The sequence below is a fragment of the Streptomyces vulcanius genome, from assembly GCF_042653945.1.
In the GTDB taxonomy this organism is placed as follows: Bacteria; Actinomycetota; Actinomycetes; order Streptomycetales; family Streptomycetaceae; genus Streptomyces; species Streptomyces mangrovi.
The window spans coordinates 21187-33610 of the sequence record NZ_JBHSFK010000023.1 but is presented as its reverse complement, the minus strand read 5'-3'; the positions used below and the strand labels follow the sequence as shown (position 1 = coordinate 33610).

Here is a 12424-nt window from a genome sequence, read left to right as displayed (position 1 = left end):
AATCATGTAGTGAACGCGGCGTCCATATGACAGGGTGGAGCCGGTCGGACGACTCCCGGGAGGGCGGCACTGTGCAGGACGCGTTGCGGGAGACATCGCCCGAGCCACCGGAGCGGGTCAGGCGCGGCCGTGGACGGCGCCCCGCGGGCGAGGTGCGCGCGGACGTCCTCGACGCGGCGGGCGGCCTGCTGCTCGACCGGGGCATGGCCGCGTTCACCATCGAGGCGGTGGCCGACCGGGCCGGGGTCAGCAAGACGACGATCTACAAGTGGTGGCCGTCGAAGGGGGCGCTCGCGCTCGACGGCTACTTCCACGCCGTGGAGTCCCGGCTGGCCTTCCCGGACACCGGTGACCTCGAAGCCGATCTGACGGCGCAGCTGCGCGCGTTCGTGCGGGTGCTCACCGGGACCCCGGCCGGCCGGGTGATCGCCGAGCTGGTCGGCCAGGCACAGACCGACCCCGAGCTGGCCGCCGCCCTGCTGGAGCGCTACTCGGGCCCGCGCCGGGAGCTGGCGGTCGAGCGGTTGCGGCGGGCGCGGGAGCTCGGGGAGCTGCGCGCCGACGTCGACCCCGAGGTCCTGGTGGACCAGCTCTGGGGGGCCTGCTACCACCGGCTGCTGCTGCCCAACCTGCCCGTCACGGAGGAGTTCGCACTGAGCCTGGTCGCCAACCTGATGCGGGGGGTGCGGGCCTGACCGGTCAGGCACCGCGCCCGGGCGAGCGGCCCTGCCGCAGGCTCCGCCGCTCGCCGGCCGTCATCGCGCCCCAGACGCCGTCGTTCTCGCCGTGCCGCACGGCCCAGGCTCCGCAGACCCGCATCACCGGGCACCGGAGACAGACGGCCCGCGCCTGCTCGGTCTGCCGTCGCGACAGCCCGCCCTCCCCCACCGGGAAGAAGAGTTCGGGGTCCTCGAAGCGACAGGCGGCCCACTCACGCCAGTTCGTCGAACACAAGGACATCATCGGCACCTCCGGCGATCGCAGCTAGGAATATAGGCACTTTCGACCGGTTCGGCCATGGCATCGGCCACCGGATCCCACGCGCTCCCGCACGGCTATGGCCCTGGGGCCTTACCGGCGGTATACAAACTTCGGCGAACCGTACGGCGGCCCGGACGGGCCCAGGGGGAGGAGTGCGATGCAGCGCGACATACGCGGGGGAACACCGGCAGGACGACGCCGGAGGGGGGTCACCTTACTGGCCGCCCTGGGCGGTTGTGCCCTGGTCGCCGCTTCCTCGACGCCCGCCGCGGCGCACGGGGCGGGCGGCGGGAGGGCGAAGGAGTACGCGGCGCTCGGAGACTCGTACACCTCCGGGCCGCTCATCCCCACCCAGGTGGACGTCAATTGCGCCCGGTCCGACCACAACTACCCGTCGCTCGTGGCCGCGCGGCTGGGGAGCAGCCCGTTCAAGGACGTCAGTTGCGGCGGGGCGACGACCGAGCACATGTGGAAGCCGCAGGGGACGAACGGCCCCCAGCTCGACGCGGTGGACCGCGACACCGACCTCGTGACCGTCCAGATCGGCGGCAACGACATCGGCTTCGGCACCATCATCGCCACCTGTGTGCAGGTCGCCTCGCAGGACCCGACCGGCAGTCCGTGCCGACAGCACTACGGGGCGTCCGGCATCGACGAGTTGTCCGTCGCGATCGCCAGGACGGCGCCCAAGGTCGCCGAGGTGCTGCGGGCCGTGCGCCACCGGGCGCCGCACGCGCGCGTGGTCGTCGTCGGCTATCCCGACCTGTTGCCCGACGACGGCAGCGGCTGCGCTCCCTCGGTGCCCTTCGCGTCGGGGGACTTCCCCTACCTCCGGGACACCGAGAAGCGTCTCAACCTGATGCTGCGCCTGGTGGCCCGCTGGAACCACGCCGAGTACGTCGACACCTACGGCCCGACCGTCGGCCACGACATGTGCAAGCCGCCGGCGGACCGCTGGATCGAACCCCTGCGCCCCGCCTCCCCCGCGGCCCCCGCCCACCCCAACGCCAAGGGCGAGGCGGCCATGGCCGACGCGGTACTGAAGCGCCTGACGCGCCACGGCCGCTGAGGACCGAGGGGCGGCGGGCTCACCGGGTGAGGTCGGCCGGTTCGTCCAGGCGCGTCGGTTTCCGGGGGTTCGCCACGGCGTGGATACGGGTGACGCGCCCGTTCAGCAGGACGAGGCTCACCGCGGCCAGTCGGCCGTCGATCTCGGTCCGGTCGGCGGGCGCGCCGTTGAGCAGAGATCGTTTCACCCGTGCGTGGGTGACGGTCAGCCGACGACAGCCCGGGCGTACGGCACCAGGCGCACCGGGCCCAGCAGCCCGTGGTCCTGCCGGGCCACACCGCCGAAGACGTCGGGCCGGGCCACGCGCAGACGGTTGACCAGCGGGGTCGCGACCTCCACCTCGATCACATTGAGGCCCGGGCGCAGCAGCGCGCCGATCTCGACGACGGGGTGGAGGCGGTCGACGGCAGGCGCGCGTACGCCGTTCACGGTCACCCGTGCGGTGTCGCTCAGCTGTCCCAGCTCGAGGCGGGTGTCGTACGACGCCGTCCACTCCCTCGGCAGGACGGCCGTCGTGCGGTAGCGGCCGACGCCCGCGGAGTCGGCCAGTTCCGGGATCCGCGACCAGGGCAGCAGGGCGTCGAGCGTCAGTGTGCGGCGCACGGTCTCGGTCCGGGTCGGCGCGGATCCCGGGTACCGGTCCTCCACGTCCAGCCGCCACTCGTCCGGGACGACCGGCTCGGGCACCGTGTCGACGGTGGTGGTGACGGTACGTCCGGTGGAGAGGCGGGTCGTGTATGTGCCGGGTACGGACGTGCGGATCGTCGGTCCCCGTGGGGTGAACAGGGCCTCGGGGGCGTCCGTGGCGACGATGTGCGGGCGCCTCGCGTGGCGGTCGCCGAAGAGTCCGGGGCGGCCGAGGGCCACGATCGTCGTCTGTCCGGGCTGGAGGGCGACGCGCAGGGTCACGGAGTCGCCGTCCTCGGTGTAGCGGGCGATCCGCACGGCCTCACCGGTCCAGGCGTCGAGCCGGTACGGGACGCTCGCGCCGCCTCCCGTGCGGCGCAGGGTGATGTCGTGGTCGATCGCGGCCACGGGCGGCTTGACCGTCTCCGCGTGCTTGCCGTTGCACAGGTAGTAGAAGTCGGCGTCCCGGGTGACACGGTGGGCGTTGAGGAGCGTGGAGGCGGTGGCGTGCCGTACGTCGGCGGTGACGCCCAGGCTCGCGAGGGCGTCGCCGACGTATGCCTTGTCTGTGACGCGCCGGACGGTGGGCAGGGCGAGGAGCCGGTCGAGGACGTCGCGCAGCCGGTCGGTCTCGTCCTCGCCGGGCACGCCCGGGGTGAGTGCCTGGTCGAAGGCGCCGAGCAGGACGACGGGCAGTCCCGCCTCGGCGAGGCGCAGCAGCCGGCGGGCGTCGCGCAGGGCGAGGGTGGGGGTGGAGCCGTAGAAGAAGTCGCCCTCGACGAAGAGGGCCTTGTAGGCCGGTCCGTGCGGGGCGAGGCGGCCGTTCCGCACGGTGGCGTTCGGCAGGTCGAGGAGCGGGCCGCTGAGGAACTGGTGGGTCCAGCCGAGCGGGACGCCGGTCGCGGTGAACCAGGAGGCCCCGATGCCGGTGGCTGTGTAGCCGGTCTGCCGGAACACGGCGACGTCCGCGCGGGCCGTGCCGGACTGCAGGACCGTGTGGACGCGCCCCAGGTAGTCGGCGATGTCGTTGACGTGGCGCCAGGTCGGCTGGCGGGGCCCCCATGACTCTCCGTAGCCGGGGGCGCCGTTGTAGGGGCTGAAGGCGGCGAAGCCGGGCCACTCGGCGCCGGGGGCGGCGGCGTAGGAGAAGCCGTGGACGACGGTCTGGTTGACGCCCGCCGCGTAGGCGCCGCCCATGGTGCGCAGGAACCGGTCCCAAGTGGTGCTGTAGGCGGACCCGTTGTAGGCGCCCGCCTCGCAGGACAGCACCCGGTGCCCCGCCATGTCCCGGCCGCCGGCGAGGCAGCGGTAGTCGTCGAGGTTCTTGAAGCCGAGGGACTCGCCCTCCGGGGCGTCCAGGATCGCGGCGGAGGCGATGGCGTCGGTCTGCAGGCCGTAGGGCTGGGCGCGCAGGGTCATGCCGAGGGAGTGGGCCCAGTCCCGCAGGGCACGGACGTGGTGACGGTTGAACAGGCCGGAGACGGTTTCCCAGAAGTCGTGGCGGATCTGCCGGGTGAGCTGGGCCTCGAAGGCGAAGACCTGGTTGCCGTTGTCGAGGATCACCGCGGGCAGGTACGGCAGCAGGGGGCGTCCGGTGTGGCGTTCGAAGTCCTCGGGCAGGGCGGGGGTCCAGGGCAGGCCGTCGGTCTCCAGTTCCACGGAGTCCTCGAAGAGCGCGCCGCCCGCCGCTCTCAGCAGGCCGCGCAGGGCCGGGGTCAGTAACTGCCGCTCCCAGAAGCCGGTGACGGCGGCGGTGCCGGCCGCGGCGAGGTGGTCGACCACGTAGGCGGCGGGCGCGGAGTGGGGGCCTGACTCCGGCTGCTGGCCCGAGCCGCGCAGCCAGTAGGAGATCAGCACCCAGTCGCCCTCGGGGGGTGCCGTCCAGGTGAGGGTGCCGTCGGTGGCGGTGGCCGTGAGGTCGACGACCGTGGCGGGGTCGAGGCCGGTCTCCTTGCGGGTGGAGTGCGCGGGCTCGACCCGGGCGGCCTGGACGGCGACGAGGCGCTGTCGCGTAACGCCCGGTGCCGGGGCGTGACCTGGCGGCGGGACCGGGCCCCGGTAGGTGGTCCCGGCAGCCAACGACGCCCGGCCGTGGACGAGTTCCCTGGCGGCGGCCTCGTCGTCCGGGGTGACGCCGGGGACGGCGACGGGCCAGCTCGGGCCGAGGGTGAGGTCGATCGTGAGGCCCCGGCGGGCGGCGCGTCGCAGAGCGGCCTCGACGCCACGGCGCCAGGGTGCGCTCGCCCAGCCGTGGTGGGCGGTGTCCAGGAGCGACTTGTCCCTGACGCTGTGGTGGACGGCGGCGATCTCGGCGCCGCCGAAGCCCGCGTCCGCGATCTGGTCGACCTCCCGGGCGATCTCGTCGGGGTCCACCAGCCCGTCGGGCCACCACCAGCGGAATCTGGGGCGTCGGTCCGCGGCGGGGGCGGCGAACCAGTCGGCGGTGGGCGTCGGGGCCGCGGCGGCGGTCCCGGCTCCCACGGCCGCGACGGCTCCGGTGGCGAGGCCGATGGCAAGGACGGTGCGGCGCGACAGGGCGTGGTCGGACACGGGAGCGCTCCCAGCGTGTTTGAAACGTTTCAATCAGTGGTGAACGCGGGAACGTTAAGTCCCGCCGCGAGCCGGGGTCAAGAGGCTGTCAGGACTCGTCGGTGAGCGCCGAGAGACCGGCGATCAACCGTGCCGTGCTCACCGTCGGGTCGTCCTTGTGGTTCTCCCAGCGGGCGAAGGTCTCCGCGGCGGCCTCGGCGAAGGTCGCCGGGACACCCACTCCGTGGCTCGCGCGGGCGATCTCCCGCATCTCGGGCTCCCACCGCCACGCCCGCGCCCCGGCGGAGGCAAGGCGTCCCGGACCGGCCAGCGGGGTGCCGGGCAGTGCCTCGGCCGCGAGGGCGAGCAGGTCGTCCAGCACGCCGTGTCCGTCGGCCAGGGCGCAGGCGTGGGCGGCGAGGGCGTAGGAGATCTTGTTGTACGCGGCGAAGGACAGCTTGAGGGCCGACGCGCGGCCGATCGGGCCCGGCAGCGGGAACGGCGCGAGCGGGGTGCCCTCGAACAGCGCGGCGACGCGGGCGACGGCCGTGTCCTCGCCCGACAGGTACAGCCGGGTCGAGCCGGCCTCGCGGGGCGGCGGGCCGGTGATGCCGCCGTCCACCACGGTCGCGCCGCCGCCCTCGAACACGGCGGTGATGTCGGCCATCCGCTCGGGGCTGACCGCGTTGGCGTCGACGTAGACGCCCCGGAACCCGGCCGCCGCGATCTCCTCGGCCACGTCGAGGGCGTTGGCGGGCGGGCACACGCTCAGGACGAGGTCGCACCGCTCGGCCAGTTCACCGATGCTCGCGGCGGGCCGCAGGCCGAGTGCGTCGGCGCGCCGCCGGGTCGCCGCGGAGCGGCCCTGCGGCAGCCACCACACGGTGGCTCCTGCCGCCACCGCCTGGGCGGCGACGCCCGCTCCCATGGCGCCCGGATGCAGCACGCCCACGTCTCCATGAACCATGCACGGACCCTAACCCGGCGCCCCACGGGCATCGTGCCCGAGGTGGAGTCTCGTTTCGCCGGCACCGCCGAGCTGGGCCAAGTCCCGTCCGCCCTGGGTGTGATCGACGTACTGCGGGCGTTCACCACGGCCGCCTGGGCGTTCGCCGGGGTGCGGAGCGGATCGTGCTCACGGAGACCTGAGGGCGCGTCGACGCCACCCGGTGACGTACGTGATCACCGGCGGCGACGGGCGGGCCGAGGAGGATCTCGCCTGTGCCCGGTACCTCGCCGAACCGGCCGCCGGGCGTACGGCGAGCCCCGCGCCGTGTCTGCGCCGCGCGGGTGCCGCCACGGCCGTCGCGGGACTCGTGGACGGACTCCGGCTCGGATATCGCGGGATCCGTCCTGACGACACGGGCCTGTGTCCGGAGGGGCGGGATCCGTCCCGACGACTCGGGCCTGTGTCCGGAGGCCGAGCGGCACCCCTTCGCGATGGTCGCCCCCCGGAAGGCGGGCGGGTCACCCCGCGGGCCCGCCCGGTCCCGTTCCGCCCTGGAGGCGTTCCAGGTCCGAGGGGCGCACCTGGATCACCAGGACGGCGATGAGGGCGGCCAGGAGGGTGAAGACGGCGGCCGTGATGAAGGCGGCGGACACACCGGAGGTGAGGACCTCGTCGCCCCAGGGCGCGGGGAGTTCTCCGGTACGCCGGAACTGGAGGCGTTCGGCGGGGGTGGCCTGGGAGAGGAAGGCGGGGACCTGGTCCTCCGCCTCGTTGCGGCTGGCCGTGCCGTACATCGTGACCAGGATGGACAGACCGAGCGAACCGCCCACCTGCTGCGTGGCGTTGAGGAGCCCGGAGGCCGCGCCGGTCTCCTGCGTGGACACGTTGGACAGCGCCATCAGGGTCAGCGACACGAACTCCATGCCCATGCCGAGGCTGAAGACGAGCATGGGTCCGAGGATGCTGCCCGCGTAGGTGGAGTCGATATCCGTGAAGGTCAGCCAGGCCAGGCCGGCTGCGGCGAGGATCGCGCCGACGACCATGAAGGGCTTGGGGCCGAACGTCGGCAGGAACCGCGAGGCCAGCCCGGCACCCACCGCGATGACCGCGCTGACCGGGAGGAACGCGAAGCCGGCGGCAAGCGGGCTGAAGTCGAGCACGTTCTGGACGAAGAGGGTCAGGAAGAAGAACATGCCGAAGATCGCGGCGGCGAGGCAGAGCATGATGCCGTAGGTGCCCGCCCGGTTGCGGTCGGCGAACATGTGCAGGGGGGTGATGGGCTGCCTGGAGCGCCGTTCGATCAGGACGAACATCGCGAGCACGACGACGGCCGCGCCGAACGAGGCGAGGGTGAGGGGGTCGCGCCAGCCGTCCTGACCGGCGCGGATGAAGCCGTAGACCAGCAGCACCATGCCGACGGTGGAGGTGAGGGCGCCGGTGAGGTCGAAGCGGCCCGGGTGGCGCTCGGACTCCTTGATGAAGCGGGGCGTGGCGAGAGCGATGAGCAGTCCGATGGGGACGTTGACGAAGAGCACCCACCGCCAGTTCAGATACTCCACGAGGATGCCGCCGGCGAGCAGGCCGATCGCGCCGCCGCCCGCCGAGACGGCCGCGAACACCCCGAAGGCACGGTTGCGTTCTGGGCCTTCGCGGAAGGTGGTGCTGATCAGGGCGAGGGAGGTCGGGGAGGCGATGGCGCCGCCGACGCCCTGCAGGGCGCGTGCGGACAGGAGTTGGGCCTCGTTCTGGGCCAGGCCGCCGAGCAGGGAGGCGAGCACGAACAGCAGCACGCCGAAGATGAACACGCGCCGTCTGCCGAGGATGTCACCGGCCCTGCCGCCGAGCAGCAGCAGTCCGCCGAAGGTGAGCGTGTAGGCGTTGACGACCCACGACAGACTGGTCGTGGAGAAGTCCAGTGCGCGCTGGATGTCGGGGAGCGCGATGTTCACGATGGTGATGTCGAGAACCACCATGAGCTGGCAGGAGGCGATGACCAGCAGCGCCATCGCGTTCCCGCCGCCGCCCTCTTTCCGGGCGGAGGTCTGCGACGCGGAGGTGTCCTGGGAAGCTCTGCTCATGACGTGTCGCCCGCTCGGAGTGCGGGCCCTCGGGAGCGCAGGGAACGGTGGCGTCCACTGCCGTTTCCACCGTTCGACGGTACGCCCCCGGCAGGACCGTCACCACTCGATCATCGGCCGGGCGGCGGAGCGACCGGAAGACAGAACGGCCGGGCGACAGAGCGGCCGGGAGACGCCTCGGCCGGAAGACAGCTGGGCCGGGCGACAGACGGGCGACAGAGCGGTGCCGGGCCAGGACTCCCCCGCGGTCCTGACCCGGCGCCGGCACCGGACATCTGCATTCCGGTTGCCGGTGATCACCAGGATGCGGCAGACGTGCACGATGTGTCGTTGGCGTAGGGTCCACGATCAGTTGGCGCTGAGTCCACACCGCTCGGGGCGTGCCGCCGCGGCGCGGCCCGTCAGCCCAGATGAGCGGTGTCGACGACCGCCGACTCGCCCTGCCAGGCGGTGACCGTGATGTAGCCGGGGTCGCCGTTGGCGTCGACGTAGCAGACGACGAACTGGGTGCCGACGGTGATCCGGCGCTGTGGGTGCTCGGCGACGGCGTCGCGGCAGCCGGCCGCCGTGGGCGCTTCGCTCGAACTCCAGACGGCCAGCTTGCCGGCGGTGGAGACCAGGGAGCTCTGCTGGACGTAGACGGCGTCGGTGCCGTTGCCGGCGACCCGGGGCGGGGTGTGGGCGAAGTCGTAGCCGACGGGGGCCTCCCCGATCTCCGCCTTCATGACGAAGCCACGGACGACGCCGGTCGACGGGGAGGAGGCGCCCTGGTCGGACAGACCGGCGGAGACGGCGGCTCCTCCCCCGCCGAGGACGGCCACGGCAGCGACGCCGGCGATGACGGGGTGGGTGGAGGCGAGGCCGAGGAGCGGGCCGATGACGGGGACGGAGAACTTCAGCTGGGTGTTCTTCTGGTTGACGGTGGCGTTGTCGCCCGCCGTGACCGACTGGGACGTGGTGGGGTGGCGCCCGGTCGGCTGGGGCGGCAGATAGGTGTTGTTCTGGACGTTGTTGTTTCCGGCTTGCGCGCCGCGCGTGCGGTCGAATGTCATCGCCTGGGCTGCCTTGCTGAGGGAAGTGGACTGCTGGTGGGCTGCTAGTGGAAGGTGTTGTGCTGGCTGTTGTGGTCGCCCAACTGCACGCCCCGGGCCCCGCGCAGGTCGGCCTGTCCCGCGCCGTGGACGGCGACCTGGTAGACGCCGCGGCGGGTGCCTTCGGGGTCGGCCAGCGCCATCACCCGCTGGGCGAGCAGCACCAGTTGGGGGTCGAGCGCGGCGGCGTCGGCCAGATCGTGTACCAACTCCTGTGCGATGGCGTGGGTTTCGTCGACCCCGAGGTCGCGCCGACGGCCGGGCAGGCGTTCGGTGCAGGCCTGTCGCAGGGTGTGGCAGGCGTCGCGCACCGCGGCGGACGCGGCGTCCGTGAGTCCGGTGCTCGCACCGGCGAGCAGTGCGGACGTGACCAGCGTGACGGGATCCACCGGGTGCCTCCTGGCTCTTCGCGCATGTCAGGAGGAGCACGCTAGCGACGCGGGATCCGATGATCCGCGGTTGTCACGAACTGGCGTGAAGAGGCCGACAGCCGATCGAGTCGTCGGCACCTGTGATCGAACGAGAGGGCCAGAGCGCCACCGCAGCTATATTACCGAATCGTAACCTACCGAGGAGTACCCACGGTAACCTACCGGTCGGTACGGTCCTGACAGTTCGTCAATAGCGGTACGGGACACCGGTGGGACGACCGGCGCCCGTGTCGCGCGGTCCGCCCCCACCGGGCCGCAGGCCCTACCCGAGCCGCAGACGAAGGCTCGGGCCTCCCCACTGCTCCGGAGGTCCGCCATGCCCACCCCCACCCGCCTGCTGGCCGCGGTCGTGACCGCTGCCGCCTGCCTCGGCGTCACGGCCGTTCCGGCCGCCGCCACCCCTGCCACCACCGACTCGGACGCCGTGGTCTCGCGCGGCGTCACCATTCCCACCTTCTACAACCCGCCCGCCGAACTCCCGGCCGCCGACGGCACCCTGGTCCGCTCCGAACCGCTCCCCCTCGCCCTGAGCCTGCCGGGCATCGACGGCCCGCTCCCTGGCCGGGCGACCCGGCTGATGTACAAGTCGACCGACTCGGCCGGTCAGCCGGTCGCGGTGACCGGCGCCTACATCGAGCCGACGGCCGACTGGACGGGCCCCGGAGCGCGCCCGCTGGTCGCGGTGGCGCCCGGCACCATGGGACAGGGCGACCAGTGCGCCGCCTCCCTCGGTCTCGAACACCCGCTGGTCGTCAACGGCGAGACGCTGTCGATCGGTTACGAGGACCTGGCGATCTACCGGCTGCTCGCCCGGGGCATCGCCGTCGTGGTCACCGACTACGTCGGCCTCGGCGCGACCGACCGGCTGCACACGTACGTCAACCGGGTCGACGAGGCGCACGCGGTCCTGGACGCCGTCCGCGCGGCCCGCTCCCTCGACGGTACGTCGCTCACGACCGCGTCCCGGGTCGCGCTGTTCGGCTACAGCCAGGGCGGCGGGGCCACCGCGGCGGCCGCCGAACTCCAGCCGTCCTACGCCCCCGACGTCACCCTCGCCGGGACCTACACCGGGGCGCCGCCCGCGGATCTGGTCTCCGTCACCAAGGCCATCGACGGCAGCGACCTGGCCGGGGCGCTGGGCTGGTCGGTCAGCGGCTTCATGCAGTCCGACCCCGAGCTGAAGCCGATCGCGGAGGCCCACCTCAACGCGGCCGGCCGCGCGGCGCTGGAGGACCTGTCGACGATGTGCGTGGGCGACGCCCTGCTCGCCTACAACTCCGTGCGCAGCAACTCCTGGACCACCGACGGGCGTTCCCTCAGTGACATCGTCCAGTCGGAGCCGGCGCTGAAGGCGTTCCTGGCCGACCAGCGCATCGGCGCCCTGAAGCCGGCCTCACCGGTGCGGGTGGCGACCGGCACCGCGGACGACCTCGTCCCGCACGCCCAGGCGCGGGCGCTCGCCGTCGCCTGGTGCGCCAAGGGCGCCGACGTCACCTACAAGCCGGTGGTGCTGCTCCCTGTCGGACGGGCGCTCCTCAACCATTTCGCGCCCCTCCTCACCGACCAGGGCGACGCCATCGCCTGGCTGACCGACCGGCTGTCCGGCCGGACCGCCGGCTCCAACTGCGCCGCGCTCCCGCTGCTGCCCTGACGCGCCGCGGCCCCGGCCCCGGGTGCGGGGCCGGGGCCGCGGCGCGCGGTCAGCCGATGTGGTAGCTGTCGCCGTAGACCTTCCAGTCGAGCGGCGGGTCGAGGTCGAGGTTGCCCTTGCGCAGGAAGACGCGCTGGGCGGTGTCGACCCGGCTGGTGTCGCTGTGCGCCTCCTCCTGCTTCATGGCCCAGACGCGCGCGTCGAGGAAGGCGTTGAGGTACGTCGTCTCGTTGCCGCCCTGGGCCGGCGGCTTGGCGTTGTTCAGGGCGCGCTTGCGGATGTTGCGGAAGCTGGTGGGGTCGGTTCCGTCGCCGTGCATGACGATGGCGTCGTAGTAGACGAACTGGCCCAGGGTGCGCAGGCCGTCGGTCTTGCCCTGGCGGACGGCCGGGTTGAAGTAGACCCGGTCGCGCTCGTCGTTCTGCGCCTGCTGGAAGACGCTGTCCTGGGCGGCCTTGCGCCAGTCCTTGGGGTAGTTCGGGTCCAGTCCGGAGTGCGAGTCACTGCCGTCGACCGAGCGCAGGGCGGGGAGGTACTTGGCGAGGACGTTGCCGGGCTTGCGGTCGGCGTAGAGCTCCACGAGGTCGAGCATGTCGCCGGTGCCGGAGCAGAAGCCGATGATCCCGGCGGTGTAGCCGCGGCCGTCGCCGATGTCCTCTATGTACTTGTACTGGGCCTTCCAGTCGAGCGAGGAGTTCTCCGCGCTCGACACCAGCTTCATGGCGATCTCCTTCTTCGCCGGGTCGTCGAGGCCGACAGCCGCCGGGGCCGCCGTGGCTCCTCGGGTGGCCAGCAGTGGGGTGGCCGCAAGCGCGCCGGTGAGGGCGAGGAAGGTACGGCGAGAGGGGTGCAGCACAGTGCCTCCAGAGGAGGAGTGGGGGGTGAACGTCTCCATGCAACTGACAGGAAAGTTTCCTATCAGGGAGCGCCCGGCACCGTAACCCCTCCGCACGGATGTTCGTGCGATCGAACAAGCCCAATTCAAAACCGTCTTTTTGCCCGAGAGTGCATAGGCTTT

General features: G+C 72.6%; 11 protein-coding genes. 3 read left to right on the top strand and 8 right to left on the bottom strand.

What is annotated here, in order from left to right:
* The first annotated feature begins 26 nt into the window (after window positions 1-26).
* Complete coding sequence (locus ACFPIH_RS31125) at window positions 27-695, top strand: TetR/AcrR family transcriptional regulator (protein ID WP_381175764.1); 669 nt, start codon at window positions 27-29, stop codon at window positions 693-695.
* 4 nt (window positions 696-699) lie between these two features.
* Here ACFPIH_RS31125 and ACFPIH_RS31120 read toward each other — a convergent pair whose 3' ends face one another.
* The gene (locus tag ACFPIH_RS31120) at window positions 700-963 is read right to left on the bottom strand and encodes a WhiB family transcriptional regulator (protein WP_381175761.1); all 264 of its coding nucleotides are present in this window, start codon (window positions 961-963) and stop codon (window positions 700-702) included.
* A 175-nt stretch (window positions 964-1138) separates the two neighbouring features.
* Between ACFPIH_RS31120 and ACFPIH_RS31115 the strand changes: the two genes are divergently transcribed.
* Window positions 1139-2050, top strand: a complete 912-nt coding sequence (locus ACFPIH_RS31115) for an SGNH/GDSL hydrolase family protein (RefSeq protein WP_381175758.1) — start codon at window positions 1139-1141, stop codon at window positions 2048-2050.
* A 19-nt stretch (window positions 2051-2069) separates the two neighbouring features.
* Here the strand turns inward: ACFPIH_RS31115 and ACFPIH_RS31110 are convergent, their stop codons facing one another.
* The 6 genes from ACFPIH_RS31110 to ACFPIH_RS31085 all read right to left on the bottom strand — a co-directional run bounded on the left by ACFPIH_RS31110 (window position 2070) and on the right by ACFPIH_RS31085 (window position 9713).
* Complete coding sequence (locus tag ACFPIH_RS31110) at window positions 2070-2237, bottom strand: hypothetical protein (protein WP_381175755.1); 168 nt, start codon at window positions 2235-2237, stop codon at window positions 2070-2072.
* A gap of 17 nt (window positions 2238-2254) precedes the next feature.
* Window positions 2255-5227, bottom strand: a complete 2973-nt coding sequence (locus ACFPIH_RS31105) for a glycosyl hydrolase (RefSeq protein WP_381175752.1) — start codon at window positions 5225-5227, stop codon at window positions 2255-2257.
* 88 nt (window positions 5228-5315) lie between these two features.
* Window positions 5316-6173 (bottom strand): DUF1932 domain-containing protein, encoded by an 858-nt coding sequence (locus ACFPIH_RS31100; RefSeq protein ID WP_381175749.1) that lies wholly within the window; start codon window positions 6171-6173, stop codon window positions 5316-5318.
* 500 nt (window positions 6174-6673) lie between these two features.
* On the bottom strand, window positions 6674-8161 hold the full coding sequence (locus ACFPIH_RS31095) for an MFS transporter (protein ID WP_381176129.1): 1488 nt from the start codon (window positions 8159-8161) through the stop codon (window positions 6674-6676).
* A 473-nt stretch (window positions 8162-8634) separates the two neighbouring features.
* Window positions 8635-9285 (bottom strand): hypothetical protein, encoded by a 651-nt coding sequence (locus tag ACFPIH_RS31090; RefSeq protein WP_381175746.1) that lies wholly within the window; start codon window positions 9283-9285, stop codon window positions 8635-8637.
* A gap of 44 nt (window positions 9286-9329) precedes the next feature.
* Complete coding sequence (locus ACFPIH_RS31085) at window positions 9330-9713, bottom strand: hypothetical protein (RefSeq protein ID WP_381175743.1); 384 nt, start codon at window positions 9711-9713, stop codon at window positions 9330-9332.
* Window positions 9714-10071: 358 nt separating this feature from the next.
* On the opposite strand from ACFPIH_RS31085, the gene ACFPIH_RS31080 reads away from it, so the two are divergent.
* Complete coding sequence (locus tag ACFPIH_RS31080) at window positions 10072-11406, top strand: alpha/beta fold hydrolase (RefSeq protein WP_381175740.1); 1335 nt, start codon at window positions 10072-10074, stop codon at window positions 11404-11406.
* 49 nt (window positions 11407-11455) lie between these two features.
* Here the strand turns inward: ACFPIH_RS31080 and ACFPIH_RS31075 are convergent, their stop codons facing one another.
* Entirely contained in the window at window positions 11456-12301 is an 846-nt protein-coding gene (locus ACFPIH_RS31075; RefSeq protein WP_381175737.1) for a chitosanase, read from the bottom strand.
* Window positions 12302-12424: the final 123 nt, after the last annotated feature.